Raw genomic sequence first — 17,229 nt, forward strand, 5'->3', positions numbered from 1 at the left:
CGGTGGGGGGCAGGTCACCCCGGAGGGTCCTGCAGAGTATTGAGACAGGTCGCGATGATCCCATCGGCGGCACCCGCTGCCCCCGTCACCCGCAGGCGCTGCGGCTCGCCGGGCAGCAGATCTAGGAAGTTGTCCTCGAACCGCGCCCCCGGCACACCGGGCAGTTCCAGCCAGACGCCCTTGGCCGGCCGCGTCGCCTGCACGGTGACGGTGCCGTCCGCGTCGGTGGCGATCTGCAGCCCCGGGTCGGGGAATCGGTGCCAGCGGAACGGCTCGGGCCAGGCGTGGGCGCGGGCAGTGCCGTTGTCGGCGGTGAGCTGGAGCGAGGCGATCAGCGGCCGGCCCGGCTCGGCCGACCACGACGGCGGTGGCGCCAGCTCGGTGGTGGCATTGGCGAGCAGCGTTGCTGCGGTGGTGGCGTCGTCGACCGTGTCGCCGTCGATCGTGTGCAACTGCCAGCGCGCCTGCACGGTCAGTGGTTGCACCCCCGCGTGCATCGCCCAGGCCGCCACGCCCGACGCCCCACGCCGGACGCCGCAGGCCAGCGGCGCCATCGCTCGGCGGATGGCGTACCAGGCCGGCTTGGGCGTGCCGGCGCTGTCCACGATGGCCCAGCTGGTCACCGGCCAGCAGTCGTTGAGCTGCCAGACCAGCGCGCCGCCGCAGCCCCGCGCGCCAGCGGTCTGCCAGCGGCGGCGGAAGGCTTCGTAGGCGTGGCGCAGCGCCTCGGCCTGCACGAACTGCGTGGCGTAGACCTCGGCGGCCAGCGTGTCCGGGTGGCGCAGCGTGTCGGCGCGGTAGACGGCCAGCCGGCGGTGGCCGTCCGCGCCGACCGGGGAGAACGCCTTGTTGTGCCACTGCAGCGTGCGGCTGCCGGGGAAACGCTCGGCGGCGGGAATGGCTTGTTCCAGCACCGCCATTGACGGATGCGACTGCATCCCGAACTCGCTGACAAAGCGCGCGCCGACCTCGCCGTAGCGCTGGTACGGGAGCATGAGCTGGTGCCAGACCTCCCAGCTGTGGCGGTCGCCGACGGTGGGATCTTGCGACGGACGCACGCTGCTGCCGGCCACGGTCGCTTCCGCCCCCGTGCTGGCGGTGTAGGGACTGCCGGGCCAGTACGGGCGGCCCGGGTCGAGCGCGTGGCACAGCGTCGGCAGCACCTGTTCATAAATCGCCCGCGCCTCGAAACGCGAGAGATCGCCGCCCGGTCCGTAGGCGCCGACCGCCTCGGCGAGCATGTAGTCCTCGTTGTTGCCGCACCAGAGCGCCAGACTCGCGCGGTGGCGCAGCCGGGTGATGGCGGCACGCGCCTCGGCCTCGACGCTGGCGACAAACGCCGGGTGCGCCGGGTACAGGCCACAGGCGAACACGAAGTCCTGCCACACCAGCACGCCGAGCGCGTCGCAGGCGTCATAGAACGCGTCGTCCTCGTAGATCCCGCCGCCCCAGACGCGCAGCATCACGAGGTGTGCGTCCACCGCCTGCTGCACCCGCTCGCGGTAACGCGCCGGGGTGATGCGGTTGAGCAGGTTGTCGTCGGGAATCCAGTTCGCGCCGCCGCAGAAGACCTCGACGCCGTTGACCTCGAACACGAAGCTGCGTCCCGCCTCGCCCGCCACCGGCGCCTGCACCAGCCGCAGCCGGCGCAGGCCGAGGCGGCGCTGCTGGGCATCGACCACGGTGCCGTCGGCGCGGACCAGCCGGGTGTGCAGTGTGTAGAGCGGCTGCGCGCCGTGGCCCGCAGGCCACCAGAGCTGCGGCGCTTCCACCGACAGCGCCGCGGTGTGCTGCGCGGTGGCGGGGCTGCGGTGCGTGGCGACCGGCGTGCCGGCGTGGTCCAGCAGCGTGTGCTCCAGCGTGACGTGGCCGGACAGGTCGCCGTCGAGCCGGGTGTGCAAGTCGACGCGGGCGTGGGCCAGGTCGTCGCCGAGCGTCACCGGGCTGGCGAGTTCGGCGATGCGCAGGTCGGCCGACTCCAGCCGGATCGCCTTCCACGGCCCGCAGGTCAGCAGCGTCGGGCCCCAGTCCCAGCCGTAGTGGTAGGGCGCCTTGCGGACGTAGAGCCGGCTCGGGTCGCCGTTCCACAGCGGGCGGGCGCCGTGGTGCGCTTCGAGGGCGCGCCCGCGGCGCAGCGCGCTGTCGAAGCGGATCCACAGCGTGTGCCGGCTCGGCCCGGCGTGCGGCAGCCGGTCGGTGAGGTCCGTGCGCAGCGGCACGAACATGTTGTCGCTCTCGGCCAGCGGCTGGCCGTCCAGCCAGAGCCGGGCGAAGGTGTCCAGACCCTCGCACACCAGCGCCACACGCGCGCGCAGCGCATCGGCGCCGACCTCGAAGTCCAGCCGGTAGCACCAGTCCCGCTCGGCGACCCACTGCACGGCGGCTTCCTGGCGCCCGACGAGCGGGTCTGGAATGGCGCCGCTGTCGATCAGGTCCTGGTAGACGGTGCCGGGGACCGTGGCGGCGTGCCAGCCGTCGGTGGCGGTGAACTGTTCGGTGTCGCCCAGCCGAGGATCGGCCGCACGAAACCGCCAGCCCTCGTGCAGGGGCTGCTGAAGCAGGGGGCGGGCCATGGTGTGTCCTGTCTGGGGCGTCGGCTCAGAGGCGGGCTTCGCTCTTGGCGTCGAACATGGAGGCGCGGGGCAGGTCGAAACCGAAGGCGATGGTGTGACCGACCGTGCCCTGCCACTGGTCGTCGGCGATGGCGCTCAGCAGTACGTCGCCGACCGTGAACCAGACGATCTTCTGCGGACCGAGCGGCTCGATCAGCGTGAGCTTGCCGGTGTGCGGCGTGGCGGCGCCGACCTCGTGCGCCAGGCGGACCTGCTCCGGCCGCACGCCCAGCACCACTTCGCGGCCATCGGTGGCGGGTGTGGCAAACGGATAGGCCGACACGTCGGTGCTCAGGGCCGCGCCGGAGAAGGTGGTGCCGCCTGCGCGCGCGACCAGCTTGCCACGCAGCGTGTTCATCGTCGGCGAGCCGAGGAAGCCGGCGACGAAGAGGTTCACCGGGCGGGCGTAGATCTCGTCCGGCGTGCCGATCTGCTGGATCACGCCGAGCTTCATCACCGCGATGCGGTCGGCCAGCGTCATGGCCTCGACCTGGTCGTGGGTGACGTAGACCATCGTCGCGCCGAGCTGCTGGTGCAGCTGCTTCAGCTCGCGGCGCAGCTCGGCGCGCAGCTTGGCGTCGAGGTTGGACAGCGGCTCGTCGAAGAGGTAGACCTTGGCGTCACGCACCACCGCGCGGCCGATGGCGACCCGCTGGCGCTGGCCGCCGGAGAGCTGCGCCGGGCGGCGCTTGAGCAGCTCCGTCAGGTGCAGCATCTCGGCCGCCTTGGCCACGCGCCTGTCGATCTCGGCCGCCGGCACCCGCGCCACGCGCAGCCCGAAGGACATGTTGCGCTCGACGTTCATCGTCGGGTAGAGCGCATAGGACTGGAAGACCATGCCGATCTCGCGGTCCTTGGGGTCGGCCCAGGTGACGTCTCGGTCGCCGATGCGGATGCTGCCTTCGGCGACGTCATTGAAGCCGGCAATGGTGTGCAGCAGCGTGGACTTGCCGCAGCCCGAGGGGCCGAGCAGCACCAGGAACTCGCCGTCGGCGACGTCGAGGTTCATGCCCTTCAGGATGGTGTTGCCGCCGAGGACGATGTCGAGGTTCTCGATGTGGACGCTGGCCATGGTGGGGTCTCGTCAGAGTCTGCAGATGAAAGGAATCAGCCCTTGACGGCGCCGGCAGCGATGCCACGCACGAACCAGCGGCCCGAGAAGAAGTACACCGCCAGCGGCACGAGCGAGGTGAGGATCGTGGCGGCCATGTCGATGTGGTAGCGGCGCACGCCGAAGGTGGTGTTGACCAGGTTGTTGAGCTGCACCGTCATCGGGTAGTTGTCCTTGCCGGCGAAGATCAGGCCGAACAGGTAGTCGTTCCAGATGCCAGTGACCTGCAGGATGGTCGCCACGATCAGCATGGGCGTGCCCATCGGCAGCATGAGCTGGAAGAAGATGCGCCAGAAGCCGCCGCCGTCGATGCGCGCAGCCTTGAACAGCTCGTTCGGCACGGCGACGTAGTAGTTGCGGAACAGGAGGGTCAGCACCGGCATGCCGAAGATGCAGTGCACCAGCAGGATGGCCCAGTAGGTGTTGTAGAAGCCACCCAGCCGGAACCACGCCACCAGCGGATAGATCATCACCTGGAAGGGCACGAAGGCACCCAGCAGCATGATCCCGAACAGCAGGTCGCCCCAGCGCGAGCGCCAGAAGCTCAGCGCGTAGCCGTTGAGCGCGCCGAGGAACACGGACAGAATCGTCGCGGGCACGACCAGCCGCACCGAGTTCCAGAAGCCGCCCTGGATGCCCTCGCAGGCCAGCGCGATGCAGGCCTTGGACCAGGCTTCCGACCAGTTGCCGAACTGCGGCGAGGCCGGCCAGGCGAACAGCACGGCCTGCCGCACCTCGTCGGCCGACTTCAGCGAGGTCACCACCATCACGTAGAGCGGCAGCAGGAAAAAGGCCGAGGTGGTCAGCAGGAAGGCGTAGATGCCGATGCGGGCGGGGGTGACCAGCGGCCGGCGCGGACGAATGGCAGTGCGCATGTCGGTAACTCTCTCAGTCTCTCAGTGGCCGGCGTTCTGACGGGCCTGGACCTTGGAGCGCCAGTACAGCAGCGGCGCGAGCACGGTGAACACGGTGACCAGCATCACCACGGACGCGGCCGAGGCCAGCGCGATGTTGTTGCGGCCGAAGAGGTGGTCGATGATGAACTTGGCCGGCACTTCGCTGGCGTCACCGGGGCCGCCGCTGGTCATCACGATCACCACGTCGAAGGTGCGCACCAGCGCCACGGACAGCAGCACGAAGGCGGTCGCGAAGGCGGGGCCCAGCTGCGGCAGCACGACGCTCAGGTAGTAGCGCGGCTTGGACACACCTTCCAGGCGCGCCGCCTTCCACTGCTCCTCGTCCACGCCGCGCAGCGCCGCCAGCAGGATGGCCATCGTCGTGCCACTGCCCTGCCAGACCATGGCCAGACCGACGGCGTAGAGCACCATGTCCGTGCGCACCGTCCAGTCGAGCGTGAAGCTCTCCCAGCCCATCAGGCGGAAGGCGTTCTGCAGGCCCAGCGAGGGGTTGAACAGCCACTGCCAGATCAGGCCCGTGACCACGAAACTCATCGCGTAGGGGTAGAGGAAGATGGTGCGGAACCAGCTCTCTGCCTTGACCTGCTGGTCGATGAAGATCGCCATCAGCGTGCCGAGCACCATCACGCCGACGATGTAGACCACGGCGAGCACGCCCAGGTGCTGAATGGAGACGGTCCAGCGGTCGGTCTCGAACAGGCGCTGGAACTGGTCCAGGCCGACCCAGTCGTCGCGCGGGAAGAGCTTGGACGAGGACAGCGAGATCCGGATGCTCCAGAGCACCGAGCCCACATAGGCCAGCAGGGCGGTGATGGCCAGCGGCAGCAGGGCCGCGTGCAGGGCCAGGTTCAGGCGTTTGGGTCGTGCGGAGCGCGCCATGGCGGTTCTCGCTGGTCATGCAGCAGCCCGACCCGGCAGGCGGGGGGCCTGCCGGAATCGATTGCACGCGAAAGGGAAAAGCGGAGCGCGGAGCCGGTCAGGACCAGCCCCGCGCGGGGAACATCAGCGCTTGAGCGCTGCGCTCATCGACTTGATGGCGTCGTCGACCGACTGGTCGGAGTTCCAGAACTTGCTGACGGCGTCCTCGAAGGCACCCTTGGCATCGGGGCTCAGGAGTTCGTTGTCGCTCTGCAGCAGACGGCCTTCCTTGACGGCCTGGACGCCGGCTTGCGCGCAGATGTCCATCTTGCTGGTGTCGACGTCGGTGCGGATCGGGATGGAGCCCTTCTTGTTGTTGAAGGCCACCTGCATCGCTGGCGAGATCATCATCTCGGCCAGTTTCTTCTGGGCCGCATCAGACTCCTTCGACTTGGACTTCGGGAACACGAACACGTCGCCGCCGATGGCATACGCCATCTTCGGGCCGCCGGCCATGAAGCAGCCGTATTCCTTGCCCGCCGTCTTGCCGGCGTTGACGAACTCGCCCTTGGCCCAGTCGCCCATCATCTGGAAGGCGGCCTTGCCGTCGATCACCATGCCGGTGGCCAGGTTCCAGTCACGGCCCGGGGAGCCGGCGTCCACATAGCCCTTGAGCTTCTTGAAGGTCTCGACCGTCTTGCGGAATTGCGGGGTGGTCGCGTCCTTGTCCTTGAAGGTCTTCAGGTACAGGTCCTGGCCACCCACGGCCAGCAGCACGCCGCGGAAGGTGATGCCTTCCTGCCAGCCCTGGCCGCCCAGCGCCAGCGGGGTCACGCCGCCAGCGGCCTTGACCTTGTCCATGGCCGCGAACATCTCGTCCATGTTGGTCGGCTCCTTGGCGCCGGCCTTGGCCAGCACGGCCTTGTTGAACCAGACCCAGTTCTCGTTGTGCAGGTTGACCGGCACGGCGTAGTAGTGGCCGCCGACCTTCACGGCGTTCTTGATCTTCTCGGGCAGCAGCTTGTCCCAGTTGCCCTTGGCCGCGACGTCGTCGAGGTTGTTCAGCAGGCCTTCCTTGATGATCTCTTCGTACTGCTTGCCGTAGTTGTACTGGGCAGCGGTCGGGGGATCACCACCCATGGTGCGGTTGGCCATCACGGTGCGGGCCTGGGCGCCGCCACCGCCGGCGATGGGGGTGTCGACCCAGGTGCCGCCGCCCTTGGTGTAGGCCGTGGCGAATTCCTTGATGGCCGCGGCTTCACCGCCGGAGGTCCACCAGTGGATGACTTCGGCCTTCTGGGCCTGCGCGGCGCCGATGGCACCGAAGCTGATCAGCGCGGCCACGGCCACTTGCTTCATGCGGATGTTCATGGTCATCGTCATCGCTCTTGTCTCCTCAGGTTGTAAGGGCGGCTTGGGTAGCGGTCGCCCGACGCTGTTGAAGAAAGGAACGGAAGGCGAGGGCGCTGTCTTTCAGCGTGCGCACCTGGGTCCCGTAGTCGACGTGGACCAGCCCGAAGCGGCGCTCGTAGCCAAAGGCCCACTCGAAGTTGTCCATCAGCGACCACACGAAGTACCCACGCACCTCGACGCCCGCGTCCATCGCGCGGCTGACCGCGGCGAAGTGGCGCTTCAGGTAGGACTGGCGCTGGGTGTCGTCGATGCGTCCACCCTCGACGCGGTCATCGCTGGCCATGCCGTTTTCGGTGATGTAGATGGGCGGCAGATTCGGATAGACCGACTTGAAGCGGCGCAGCAGGTCTTCCAGGCCTTGCGGGTAGACCTCCCAGCCCATCTGCGTGCGCTCGACATCGGCCAGCGGCACATCGGCGAAGCCGTGCGCGCCGTCGCTGTGCAGGTTGCTGCGGAAGTAATAGTTGATGCCGAGGAAGTCCATCGGCTGGCGGATGAGGTCCATGTCGCCGGGCAGCACCAGCGGCGCGCTGCCGGGCCAGAGCTGGTCCCACAGGTCCGCGGGATAGCTGCCGGCCAGCAGCGGCTGCAGCACCCAGTCGTTGTGCTGGAGTTCGTAGAGGCGGGCGGCTTCCTGGTCGGCCGGGTCGGCGCTGTCGGAGGTGCCGCGGCCGATGTTGGCGACGATGCCGGCGGGCGTGCCCGGGTCGATCTCGCGGATCGCCTGCAGCGCCAGCCCGTGGCCGAGCAGCAGGTGGTGCATGGCCTGCGTCGCATAGCGCGGATCGGCCAGACCCGGCGCGTGGTGGCCGTTGCCGTAGCCGAGGAAGGCCGAGCACCAGGGCTCGTTCAGCGTCATCCAGCCTTCGACCAGCCCGTTCAGTTCGCGCACGACCAGCGCGGCGTACTCGGCGAAACGGTAGGCGGTGTCGCGGTTGAGCCAGCCGCCGCGGTCCTCGAGGTGCTGCGGCAGGTCCCAGTGGTAGAGGGTGACGTAGCGCTGGATGCCGTGGGCGCCGAGCCGTGCCAGCAGGCGGCGGTAGAAACCGAGGCCTTCCTGGTTCGGCGTGCCGTCGGCGTGCATGACGCGCGGCCAGGCGATCGACAGGCGGTAGGCGTCGACGCCCAGGTCGGCGATCAGGTCGACGTCGTCGGCCCAGCGCGCGTGGTGTTCGCAGGCCTGCTCGCCGGTGTCGCCTCCCAGGGTCTTGCCGGGGATGGCGGAGAAGGTGTCCCAGATGCTGGGCAGGCGGCCATCGGCGTCGATGGCGCCCTCGATCTGGTACGACGCCGTTGCCGCGCCCCACAGAAATTCGGGCTGCGCCATCGCCGATCCGGGCGGCGGGGCAATGCGGTGGGACAGCGGGCTCTGGTCGTGATCGGACAAGGGAGACTCCGGAAACTGGGACCGTTGGAACCGGTTCCAACGAACTGTCAGTTTCGCGGTGTCAGTACGTAGTCAGGAGAGGGGAAACCCGATTCATCGGGAATCCCCGCAGTGGACCTTCAGGATCAGCTCAGCGGTCGTCGTCGCCAATCAGGCGGTACAGGCCGGCACCCAGCAGGGCGCCCGCGATCGGGGCGACCCAGAACACCCACAGCTGCTCCACCGCCCAGCCGCCGACGAACAGCGCCACGCCAGTCGAGCGCGCCGGGTTGACCGAGGTGTTGGTCACCGGGATGCTGATGAGGTGGATCAGCGTCAGCGCCAGACCGATGGCGATGGGCGCGAAGCCGGCCGGGGCGCGGCGGTCGGTGGCGCCCAGGATGACGATCAGGAAGAAGGCCGTCATCACGACTTCGGTGACCACCGCGGCCAGCATCGAGTAGCCGCCCGGCGAGTGCGCGCCGTAGCCGTTGGACGCGAAGCCCTTGGCCACGTCGAAGCCGGCCGCGCCGCTGGCGATGGTGTAGAGCACCGCGCCGGCCGCGATGGCGCCGAGCACCTGCGACACGATGTAGGGCAGCAGTTTGCCCGCCGGAAAGCGCCCGCCCGCCCACAGGCCGATCGAGACCGCCGGGTTGAGGTGGCAGCCGCTGATGTGGCCGATGGCAAACGCCATCGTCAGCACCGTCAGGCCGAAGGCGAGCGACACGCCGTGCAGGCCGATGCCGACACCGGGGAAGGCCGCGGCCAGCACCGCGCTGCCGCAGCCGCCGAGCACCAGCCAGAAGGTTCCGAGAAATTCTGCGCCGTAAGCTTTCATGGGGATCTCCTCTTTTGGTTGAACAGGAGTGGTCCAGCTTAGGCAGCTGACAGGAGATGGTCTACTGGTCAAAAGACTTGTTCAGCCAGTTTCAAGCTGTTTACTGTCGTCTTTGATCAGCAAATCTGGACAATTTGGAGAAAATTGGCCCCTCCTTTAAGGCGCTGACAAGCTCTGCGGCGCGCCGCCCGCTTCGCGGCGCAGGTTGCGAAACGGCCCGAACAGCCAGGAGCGCATGCCGATCACCAGCGTGTAGGGCCGCTTCTGGTCGTCGGGCAGGCGCTGGTCGGCCAGGTGCTGCTGCGCGAAGTCGCCGGCGATGCGCGCCAGGCGTTCATTGAAGACCTGGGCGACGCGGGTGTTGATCTCGCCGTGCACGAGCATGAGCTGCTCGCCTTCGCCGTCGAAGCCGCCGCGGAAGTAGTCCGGCACCACCTCGGCGCGGAAGAACTGCATCACCGGCCCGTGCGGCCGCCAGCGGAAGGTCTTGGCCACCTTCAGCCGGTAGCGGTTGTGCGGCCTCAGCTCGATGATGCCGAGCCGGTCGAGCTGCACGAAGTAGCCCGTCAGTTCGGCCTCGGTGTAGCCGTAGCCGCCCAGCACCTGCTCGAAGGTCCACTGGCTCAGGCAGCAGATCGCCGCCAGCAGCAGCTTGCGGTCGGCGACCACGGCGCGCTCCTGCTCCGGGGTCAGCTCGATGCGGGGCGGCGTGTCCTCCGCCACGCGCCGCGCCAGCTCGGCGAAGTCGGTGCGCAGCACGCTGCAGATGGCGTCGATGCGCGACAGCGGCATGTCCCCCTGCGCGAACATGCGCTTGACGCTGGACTCGGCCATGTCGAGCTGCGCGGCCAGCGCGGCGTAGGTGATGCCGGCGGACTTCAGCTCGGCCTTGAGGACGCGGATCAGGTCGGCGGTGGTGCTCATGGTGTGGATGTGCCCTCGGGCTGCGAACTGGTATCGCCAAATGATACTCATCGAGGCATTGGCCGATATTGCGTTGCCTATGGTTGCACCCTGGGATGCTCTGCCCGAGTATCCATTCCGTGTTCCACGCACTGCCAGCCGAAAGGTGTTCCGCCATGATCCCCGATGTTTCCACCCCGTCGTTCTCGGCCGCTTCGTCCAGCCTGGTGCGCCGCGATACCCGCGCCTGGCGCCTGCAGGTCTGGATCTCTTTCGGTCTGGCGGTGACGCTGTGCGCAACCGGCCTGGCCTGGCTGCCGGGGCAGGACCTGGACCGCGCGTTCATGGTGATGGGCTACCTGTTCTGCCTGACCTCGGCCTTCGGCCTGTCCAAGTTCATCCGCGACAACGACAAGCGCCGCAACGACACCCCGGGCTGGCGTTACGTGGTCTGGGGCGGTTTCTTCCTGGCGATGGGCCTGACGGCGTGGGGCCTGTGGCGCATGGACGTGCAGCCGGTGTGGAAGGCCTACCTCGCGGTGAGTTGGCTGTTCCTCATCTCTTCGGTGTTCACGCTGGCCAAGACGCTGCGTGATGCCTACGAGGCCGATGTGCTGGAAGCGCGCCTGCAGGGCCGCCGCGAAGCCCGCGACGAGGCGTGATCGTGGGTCCTCGCATTCGCGAGGATGACGATTCCTGGTGGCGATTCCTTCTGCATGAAGCTTGAACAAGGTGAACTCCATGAAGACGATGAAGAAGCTCCTCGCGCTGGCGCTGGCCGCCAGCGTCGTGATCGCCCCGACGCAGGCCTGGGCGCACCGGGATGGCTCGGAAGCCAGCGCGCTCTCGGCCCTGTCGCTGGGCGTGCCGCTGGCGATCTCGGCGGCGCCGGCTGCGTCGGTGCTGACCGCCGGGGCCGTGGTGACGGTGGCCAGCGTGGAAGTGGCTGCCGCCGGTCTGGTCTGGGTGGTGACGCAGGCGGCGACCGGCGCCAGCGTCGCGCTGACGCTGAGCGCAGCGGGCGCCGAGGCGCTCTCGGTGACGGCGGGCACCACGGTGGTGGTCATGGCGCTGAGCACCGGCTGGATCCTGTCGGCCGCGGGCAAGGCGCTGTGTTTCATCCCCAACGAGATCGGTGCCTCGCTGATCTACAACGAACGGATGACGCGATGAACACCACCGCCGTGCGCCTGGCCCCCTGGGCGCTGCTGCTGCCGCTGGCGCTGACCTCACCGGCCGCCCATGCTGGCCGGAACTGCGAGCAGAAACCGCCGTCCCCCGAGCAGATCCGCAGCGCGCTCGACCTGGCCGTGAAGACCGCGCGCTGGCTCGACAGCAGCGGCGCCAAAGTGGCCGTCATCGCCCGCCGCGGCCAGAACCTCGACCGCTACGGCGTGCGCTACTCGCACCTCGGTTATGTCTACCGCGACGACAGCGCCAAGGCCTGGCGCATCGTGCACAAGCTCAACCAGTGCGGCACGGCCGAGTCGGCGCTGTACCGGCAGGGGCTGGCCGAGTTCTTCAGCGACGACCTCTATGACTTCGAGGCCGGGCTGGTGATCCCGACCCCGGCCGTGCAGGACGCGCTGCGCCCGCTGCTGCAGGACAACACCCGCGCCGCCGCGCTGCACCACAAGCCCTACAGCATGGTCGCCTACCCGTGGGCGCAGCGTTACCAGCAGAGCAACCAGTGGGCGCTGGAGACGCTGGCCTGCGCGGTGGAGCCGAGTGCCTGCGACCGCCCCCGCGCCCAGGCCTGGCTGCAGTTCAAGGGCTACCAGCCGACCACGCTCAACCTCAGCGCCGGCCAGCGCCTGGGCGCCCGCGTCGGCAGCGCCAACGTCGCCTTCGACGACCACCCGACCGCCCGGCGCTTCACCGACCGCATCGACACCGTCACCGTCGATTCGGTGTTCGCCTTCCTGCAGCGCGCGGGACTGGCCGGTGCGCCACAGACCGTGCGCTGATCCCGCACTGCTTGCACTACAGTGTTCCCGCGGCGCCGACCCCTGTGCGCTGCGCCTGACGAGGACCGCTCCCGATGAGTCACCCCGACCAGACCAGCCAGTTCGCGCTGCTCGGCCAACGCCGCTTTGCACCGTTCTTCTGGACCCAGTTCCTCGGCGCCGCCAACGACAACCTGTTCAAGTTCGCCTTCACGGTGCTGGTGACCTACCAGCTGCAGGTCGAATGGTTGCCGCCCTCGCTGGCGGGGCTGGCGATCGGGGCGCTGTTCATCCTGCCCTTCCTGCTGTTCTCGGCCACCAGCGGGCAGCTCGCCGACAAGCTCGACAAGGCGCTGCTGATGCGTTTCGTCAAGTCGCTGGAGATCGGCATCATGGGGCTGGCGGCCTGGGCCTTCGTGCAGGACGCGGTGAACGTGCGGGTCGTGACGCTGCTGGGCTGCGTCTTCCTGATGGGGCTGCACTCGACGCTGTTCGGCCCTGTCAAGTTCGCCTACCTGCCGCAGCACCTCGGCGAGCGCGAGATCACCGGCGGCAACGGCATGGTGGAGATGGGCACGTTTGTCGCCATCCTGCTCGGCAACGTCGTGGGCGGTCTGCTGATCGGCATGGCCGAGGGCGGGGCGCAGGCGGTGGCGATCGGCTGCGTGGCGCTGGCGCTGCTGGGGCGGGTGGTCGTGCAGTTCGTGCCGCCGACGCCGGCCACCGATCCGACGCTGAAGATCAACCCCAACCCCTTCACCGAGACCTGGCGCAACCTGAAGCTCGCGCACGGCAACATCGTCGTCTTCCGCTCGCTGCTGGGCATCTCGTGGATGTGGTTCTTCGGCGCGGTCTTCCTGAGCCAGTTCCCCGCCTTCGCCAAGGAGGTGCTGCACGGCAACGAGCAGGTCGCCTCGCTGCTGCTGGTGGTGTTCTCGATCGGCATCGGCACGGGCTCGCTGCTGTGCGAGGTGCTGTCGAAGCGGCATGTCGAGATCGGCCTCGTGCCGCTGGGCGCCATCGGGATGACGGTGTTCTCGGTCGACCTGTACTTCGCCGCGACCGGCCTCGCGCTGCCGCAGGGCGCCGCGTCGTACACGCTCGGCACCTTCCTCGCGCAGCCGGCGCACTGGCGCGTGATGCTGGATCTGGCGCTGCTGGCCGGCTCGGCGGGGCTCTACAGCGTGCCGATGTACGCGCTGATCCAGCTGCGCGCCCCGAAGAGCCACCGCGCCCGCATCATCGCCGCCAACAACATCCTCAACGCGCTGTTCATGATTGCCAGCTCGGTGATCGCCGGTGCGCTGCTCGGTGCCGGTGCCACGATCCCGCAGGTCTTCCTCGCGACCGGGCTGGCCAATGCGCTGGTGGCCGGCTACATCTTCCTGCTGGTGCCGGAGTACCTGCTGCGCTTCCTGGCCTTCATGCTGACGCGCTTCGTCTACCGCCTGAAGCTGACCGGCGACGCCAACATCCCGACCGAAGGTGCCGCCATCATTGCGGCCAACCACGTCAGCTTCGTCGACGCGATCGTGCTGGCTGCGGCCAGCCCGCGGCCGATCCGCTTCATCATGGACCACCGCATCTTCGCCACGCCGCTGCTGGGCGCGCTGTTCCGGCTGGTCAAGGCCATCCCGGTGGCGCCGCAGGCGGAGGACCCGGTGGTCTACGAACGCGCGTTTGCCGAGGCGGCGAAGGTGCTCGCCGAGGGCGATCTGCTCGGCATCTTCCCGGAAGGCGGCATCACCCGCGACGGCACGCTGCAGCCCTTCAAGGGCGGGATCATGAAGATCCTGGAGCGCCAGCCCGCGCCGGTCGTGCCGGTGGCGCTGGTCAATTTGTGGGGCTCGACCTTCTCGCGCATCGAGGGCGGGCGCGCGATGGCCCGGCCGCTGCGGCGCGGGCTGTTCAGCCGGGTCGAGGTGATCGCCGGCCCCGCCATCCCCGCGGCGCTGGTCACGCCGGAGCGGCTTCAGTCCGCTGTAGGCACGCTGTTGCACACTGGCGGCCAGCGTCCTGATCCTGTCCCCATGCCCGTCTCCCGTTCCTCCACGCCATGAACCTGCCCGAGTCCCGCGCCGCCGCCCTGTCCGTCACCCTCGTGCGTGACGAGTCCGCCTTGCTGGCGCTGCGGTCGGCGTGGGAGTCGCTGGAGGACCAGGCGGTGGAGTACGGGCTGTACGTGACCTGGGGCTATGTCCACCACGCGTGGCAGCACCTGGCCGAGCCGGGGCACGCACTGTGGGTGATGGCCGTGCACGACGCCGCGGAGCGGCTGGTGGGCGTGCTGCCGCTGGTGCGGGTGCCGGAGCGCCACTACGGCATGACGATGCAGGTGCTGCGCCACATCGGTATCTGGGAGGGGGACCAGCCCGGCCTGCTGGCGCTGGAGGATGCGGACCGCGTCTGGAGCGTGCTCTGGCAGGAACTGGTCGCGCTGCGCTCGGAGTGGCAGGTGCTCGACCTGCGCGAGCTGGTCTCCGGCGGCTGGCCGCTGCGCGAGCTGCAGCGGCCGGGGCGGGGGTTCTCCAGCGAGTCGCTGCCCGACATCGAGGCACCGTACCAGCGGCTGGACGGGGACTGGGAGCTGCACGTCGCCACCCGCCGCGACGCGGTGCAGGCGCAGTGGGCACGCATGCAGCAGCGGCTGCAGCTGGAGCAGCCCGGCGCCTGCAGGGTGGTGGCGCAGGGGCCGGACGACATCGTGGAGGCGCTGGAGCGTTACCTCGCGCTGGAGCAGGCGCTGGTGCAGGCCGGCGGCGGCGTGACCATCGGCAGCGACCCGCGCCGCGCCGCCTTCTACCGCGCGTGGCTGCCGGTGCTGGCCCGGCGCGGCGATGCGGCGGTGTGGCTGCTCGCCAGTGACGGCGGTGAGCTGGCCGGCCTGATCCGCCTGCGCTGTGGCGACACCTGGATCGAGCGCCACGCCTGCTACGACCCCGCCCACGCCGACATCACGCCGAGCCTGCTGCTCACCGTCGAGGCGCTGCAGCAGGCCTTCGAATCCACGGCCGAGGCCTCGACGCTGGTCAGCGTGCGCGAGCCCGAGGGCGCCAGCGCGTCGGTGCTGGACTGGTACGACGGCCGCAGCCTGACGCGGCGCCTGTCGGTGTGGAACCTGCAGTCCCGGCTCGGGCCGATCGCGCTGCTGAAGGGGCTAGGCAGCAAGTTCAGGGGCTGACGGCGTCCAGCGCCACCTGCGCCACGACCCACTGCCGGAATGCCACTGCCGCCGGCCGGCGTGCCACATCCGCCCGCGCCACCAGCCAGTAGGTGTACGGCGAGCGGATCGCCACCGGAAACGGCGCCACCAGCGTGCCCGCCGCCAGACTCGGCGCCACCATCGGCCGCGCCGCCAGCGCCACGCCCTGGCCGGCCAGCGCCGCCTCGATCGCCAGCATCGCGTCGGAGAAATGCCGCCCCGGCGTCGCCACCGGCGTGTCCACCCCCGCCGCCTGCAGCCACTGCGGCCAGCCCCAGGGCTGCCCGCTGCGGCCGGTGCTGCCGTAGATGTCGCTGTGGATCAGCACCTGCCGGCACAGATCGGCCGGGGTGTGCAGCGGCCGGGCGGCGGTCGCGAGACCCGGTGCGCACACGGGCACCAGCTCCGGCGCGAGCAGCGCGTCCACCCGGCAGCCGGCGTGGTGCCCCGCGCCGTAGACGATCGCCATCGCGCAGCCCTCGTCGCCCGGCGGGCGGTCCAGCGCCGCGAGCACGGCGGCTTCACCCCCCGGGTCCACCGTGTCGGCGCGGCTGGCCAGGTGCAGCTCGATCTCGGGGTGGGCGGCGTGGAACGTCGGCAGGCGCGGCACCAGCCAGTGGCTGGCGAAGGAGGGCGGCGCCACCACCGTGAGCCGCCCGCCGGTCTGCACCACGCCGGCCCGGCGCACCGCCTCGTCCAGACACCCGAACGCCGCCTGCACCGAGGGCAGCATCGCCGCCCCCTGTTCGCTCAGCCGCAGCGCCCGCGTCAGCCGCAGGAACAGCGGCACGCCCAGGTGCGTCTCCAGCGCCTTGATCTGCTGGCTCACCGCCGCGGGCGTGACGCACAGCTCGTCGGCGGCCTTCTTGAAGCTGAGGTGGCGGGCGGCGGCCTCGAAGGTGCGGAACAGGGGCAGGGGAGGGAGGCGGTCGCGCATCGGGGCTGGGTCAGGACGGGTAAGCAGAACTTAACCGTCGGATCATAAGTGCTCGTTTGTCGGCGGCGACCGGGCTGCCTAGAGTGCCGGGTTGTCTCCACTTTCTCCAGCCCCTGCTGCTGCGCCGACATGTTCCACGACCGCCGCTTCCTTCTTCCTGCCCTGCGCGGCCGCTGGATGCCGGTCGCCGCGGCATGATCATCCGACCGCGGCCGCACTGGGTGCACCTGCTGTTCGTGCGGCGGGGGTCGATGGTGCGGCAGATCCTGACGCAGCAGCTCTTCACCGTCGGCTTCGCGCTGCTGGTGGCGCTGGCGCATGGTTATCTCTTCCAGTGGAAGGTGACGCTCACGGCGAGTCCGTTCTCGCTGATGGGCGTGTCGCTGGCGCTGTTCCTCGGCTTTCGCATCAACGCGAGTTACGACCGCTACTGGGAGGGCCGCAAGCTCTGGGGCGCCGTGCTGGTCGAGGCGCGCAACCTGGCGCGCCAGGCGCTGACGCTGACCACGCGCGACTGCGAGACGCGGCCCTTCGTGCTCGGCCTGAGCGCGTTCGCCGCGGCGATGCGCAACCAGCTGCGCGGGCAGGCGCCGGACACCGGGCTGGTCGGGCTGCTGCCGCCGGAGGTGCTGGCGCGGGTGACGCGGGTGCGGCTGGTGCCGATGGCGGTGGCGCTGTGGCTGGGCGGGCAGCTGCGCGACTGGCGCGAGCGCGGCCAGCTCCAGCCCGATCTGGCCGTCAAGCTGGAGCAGTCGCTCGACCTGCTGACCGCCGCGCTCGGCGGCTGCGAGCGCATCGCCAGCACGCCGCTGCCGTTCACGTATTCGGTGATCCTGCACCGCAGCGTCTATTCCTATTGCCTGCTGCTGCCCTTCGGGCTGGTCGATTCCATCGGGCTGATGACGCCGCTGGTGGTGGCGTTTGTCTCCTACACCTTCTTCGCGCTGGAAGCCTTCAGCGAGGAGATCGAGCAGCCCTTCGGCACGATGCCCAACGACCTGGCGCTCGACGCGATGGTCGCCGGCATCGACGCCAGCCTGCGGGAGCTGCTGGGGGAGGTGCCAGCGGCCTTGCCGGTGCCGGATGGGGAGTTTGTGCTGCGCTGATGCGGGGGCGGGCCGGT

The 17,229-nt window shown here is 69.5% G+C and carries 15 protein-coding genes; 6 read left to right on the forward strand and 9 right to left on the reverse strand.

Annotated features, from left to right (window positions below):
* Positions 1 to 14 precede the first annotated feature (14 nt).
* The 8 genes from AABN02_RS05625 to AABN02_RS05660 all read right to left on the reverse strand — a co-directional run bounded on the left by AABN02_RS05625 (position 15) and on the right by AABN02_RS05660 (position 10,042).
* Positions 15 to 2,573 carry a glycoside hydrolase family 2 protein gene (locus AABN02_RS05625; protein WP_338413936.1) on the reverse strand — a complete coding sequence of 853 codons (2,559 nt, stop codon included), beginning with the start codon at positions 2,571 to 2,573 and terminating at the stop codon, positions 15 to 17.
* Between the two features lie 25 nt (positions 2,574 to 2,598).
* Positions 2,599 to 3,684, reverse strand: coding sequence for an ABC transporter ATP-binding protein (locus AABN02_RS05630; RefSeq protein ID WP_338413937.1), 1,086 nt, complete (start codon positions 3,682 to 3,684; stop codon positions 2,599 to 2,601).
* Between the two features lie 35 nt (positions 3,685 to 3,719).
* On the reverse strand, positions 3,720 to 4,598 hold the full coding sequence (locus AABN02_RS05635) for a carbohydrate ABC transporter permease (protein ID WP_338413938.1): 879 nt from the start codon (positions 4,596 to 4,598) through the stop codon (positions 3,720 to 3,722).
* A gap of 21 nt (positions 4,599 to 4,619) precedes the next feature.
* Positions 4,620 to 5,519 carry a sugar ABC transporter permease gene (locus AABN02_RS05640; protein WP_338413939.1) on the reverse strand — a complete coding sequence of 300 codons (900 nt, stop codon included), beginning with the start codon at positions 5,517 to 5,519 and terminating at the stop codon, positions 4,620 to 4,622.
* Positions 5,520 to 5,642: 123 nt separating this feature from the next.
* Positions 5,643 to 6,881: an ABC transporter substrate-binding protein gene (locus tag AABN02_RS05645; RefSeq protein ID WP_338413940.1), complete on the reverse strand. Its 1,239-nt coding sequence runs from the start codon at positions 6,879 to 6,881 to the stop codon at positions 5,643 to 5,645.
* 13 nt (positions 6,882 to 6,894) lie between these two features.
* Positions 6,895 to 8,238, reverse strand: coding sequence for a GH1 family beta-glucosidase (locus tag AABN02_RS05650; protein WP_338414015.1), 1,344 nt, complete (start codon positions 8,236 to 8,238; stop codon positions 6,895 to 6,897).
* A gap of 190 nt (positions 8,239 to 8,428) precedes the next feature.
* Positions 8,429 to 9,118 carry an aquaporin Z gene (gene aqpZ / locus AABN02_RS05655; RefSeq protein WP_338413941.1) on the reverse strand — a complete coding sequence of 230 codons (690 nt, stop codon included), beginning with the start codon at positions 9,116 to 9,118 and terminating at the stop codon, positions 8,429 to 8,431.
* Positions 9,119 to 9,274: 156 nt separating this feature from the next.
* Positions 9,275 to 10,042 (reverse strand): helix-turn-helix transcriptional regulator, encoded by a 768-nt coding sequence (locus tag AABN02_RS05660; protein WP_338413942.1) that lies wholly within the window; start codon positions 10,040 to 10,042, stop codon positions 9,275 to 9,277.
* 155 nt (positions 10,043 to 10,197) lie between these two features.
* Between AABN02_RS05660 and AABN02_RS05665 the strand changes: the two genes are divergently transcribed.
* The 5 genes from AABN02_RS05665 (at position 10,198) to AABN02_RS05685 (ending at position 15,148) form a co-directional block, all read left to right on the forward strand.
* The gene (locus AABN02_RS05665; protein WP_338413943.1) at positions 10,198 to 10,683 is read left to right on the forward strand and encodes a YiaA/YiaB family inner membrane protein; all 486 of its coding nucleotides are present in this window, start codon (positions 10,198 to 10,200) and stop codon (positions 10,681 to 10,683) included.
* A 79-nt stretch (positions 10,684 to 10,762) separates the two neighbouring features.
* Positions 10,763 to 11,194 carry a hypothetical protein gene (locus AABN02_RS05670; protein ID WP_338413944.1) on the forward strand — a complete coding sequence of 144 codons (432 nt, stop codon included), beginning with the start codon at positions 10,763 to 10,765 and terminating at the stop codon, positions 11,192 to 11,194.
* Complete coding sequence (locus AABN02_RS05675; RefSeq protein WP_338413945.1) at positions 11,191 to 11,988, forward strand: DUF2145 domain-containing protein; 798 nt, start codon at positions 11,191 to 11,193, stop codon at positions 11,986 to 11,988. The genes AABN02_RS05670 and AABN02_RS05675 overlap by 4 nt, the downstream gene beginning before the upstream one ends.
* A gap of 74 nt (positions 11,989 to 12,062) precedes the next feature.
* Positions 12,063 to 14,027 carry an MFS transporter gene (locus tag AABN02_RS05680; RefSeq protein ID WP_338413946.1) on the forward strand — a complete coding sequence of 655 codons (1,965 nt, stop codon included), beginning with the start codon at positions 12,063 to 12,065 and terminating at the stop codon, positions 14,025 to 14,027.
* Positions 14,024 to 15,148: a GNAT family N-acetyltransferase gene (locus AABN02_RS05685; RefSeq protein ID WP_338413947.1), complete on the forward strand. Its 1,125-nt coding sequence runs from the start codon at positions 14,024 to 14,026 to the stop codon at positions 15,146 to 15,148. The genes AABN02_RS05680 and AABN02_RS05685 overlap by 4 nt, the downstream gene beginning before the upstream one ends.
* On the opposite strand, the gene AABN02_RS05690 is transcribed toward AABN02_RS05685, so the two are convergent.
* Complete coding sequence (locus tag AABN02_RS05690; protein WP_338413948.1) at positions 15,138 to 16,106, reverse strand: LysR substrate-binding domain-containing protein; 969 nt, start codon at positions 16,104 to 16,106, stop codon at positions 15,138 to 15,140. The two genes, AABN02_RS05685 and AABN02_RS05690, sit on opposite strands and share 11 nt — an antisense overlap.
* A gap of 194 nt (positions 16,107 to 16,300) precedes the next feature.
* Here AABN02_RS05690 and AABN02_RS05695 point away from each other — a divergent pair, with 194 nt between their 5' ends.
* Positions 16,301 to 17,212 carry a bestrophin family ion channel gene (locus AABN02_RS05695; RefSeq protein WP_338413949.1) on the forward strand — a complete coding sequence of 304 codons (912 nt, stop codon included), beginning with the start codon at positions 16,301 to 16,303 and terminating at the stop codon, positions 17,210 to 17,212.
* Positions 17,213 to 17,229 lie beyond the last annotated feature (17 nt).

The organism is uncultured Sphaerotilus sp., from assembly GCF_963924895.1.
Classification (GTDB): Bacteria; Pseudomonadota; Gammaproteobacteria; order Burkholderiales; family Burkholderiaceae_C; genus Sphaerotilus.

Bases quoted from the DNA above. Each gene is read 5' to 3' on its own strand.
- AABN02_RS05695 (WP_338413949.1), top strand. From the start codon at position 16,301: ATGATCATCCGACCGCGGCCGCACTGGGTGCACCTGCTGTTCGTGCGG.
- AABN02_RS05665 (WP_338413943.1), top strand. From the start codon at position 10,198: ATGATCCCCGATGTTTCCACCCCGTCGTTCTCGGCCGCTTCGTCCAGC.
- AABN02_RS05690 (WP_338413948.1), bottom strand. From the start codon at position 16,106: ATGCGCGACCGCCTCCCTCCCCTGCCCCTGTTCCGCACCTTCGAGGCC.
- aqpZ (WP_338413941.1), bottom strand. From the start codon at position 9,118: ATGAAAGCTTACGGCGCAGAATTTCTCGGAACCTTCTGGCTGGTGCTC.
- AABN02_RS05650 (WP_338414015.1), bottom strand. From the start codon at position 8,238: ATGGCGCAGCCCGAATTTCTGTGGGGCGCGGCAACGGCGTCGTACCAG.
- AABN02_RS05635 (WP_338413938.1), bottom strand. From the start codon at position 4,598: ATGCGCACTGCCATTCGTCCGCGCCGGCCGCTGGTCACCCCCGCCCGC.
- AABN02_RS05670 (WP_338413944.1), top strand. From the start codon at position 10,763: ATGAAGACGATGAAGAAGCTCCTCGCGCTGGCGCTGGCCGCCAGCGTC.
- AABN02_RS05625 (WP_338413936.1), bottom strand. From the start codon at position 2,573: ATGGCCCGCCCCCTGCTTCAGCAGCCCCTGCACGAGGGCTGGCGGTTT.
- AABN02_RS05630 (WP_338413937.1), bottom strand. From the start codon at position 3,684: ATGGCCAGCGTCCACATCGAGAACCTCGACATCGTCCTCGGCGGCAAC.
- AABN02_RS05685 (WP_338413947.1), top strand. From the start codon at position 14,024: ATGAACCTGCCCGAGTCCCGCGCCGCCGCCCTGTCCGTCACCCTCGTG.
- AABN02_RS05645 (WP_338413940.1), bottom strand. From the start codon at position 6,881: ATGACGATGACCATGAACATCCGCATGAAGCAAGTGGCCGTGGCCGCG.
- AABN02_RS05680 (WP_338413946.1), top strand. From the start codon at position 12,063: ATGAGTCACCCCGACCAGACCAGCCAGTTCGCGCTGCTCGGCCAACGC.
- AABN02_RS05640 (WP_338413939.1), bottom strand. From the start codon at position 5,519: ATGGCGCGCTCCGCACGACCCAAACGCCTGAACCTGGCCCTGCACGCG.
- AABN02_RS05660 (WP_338413942.1), bottom strand. From the start codon at position 10,042: ATGAGCACCACCGCCGACCTGATCCGCGTCCTCAAGGCCGAGCTGAAG.
- AABN02_RS05675 (WP_338413945.1), top strand. From the start codon at position 11,191: ATGAACACCACCGCCGTGCGCCTGGCCCCCTGGGCGCTGCTGCTGCCG.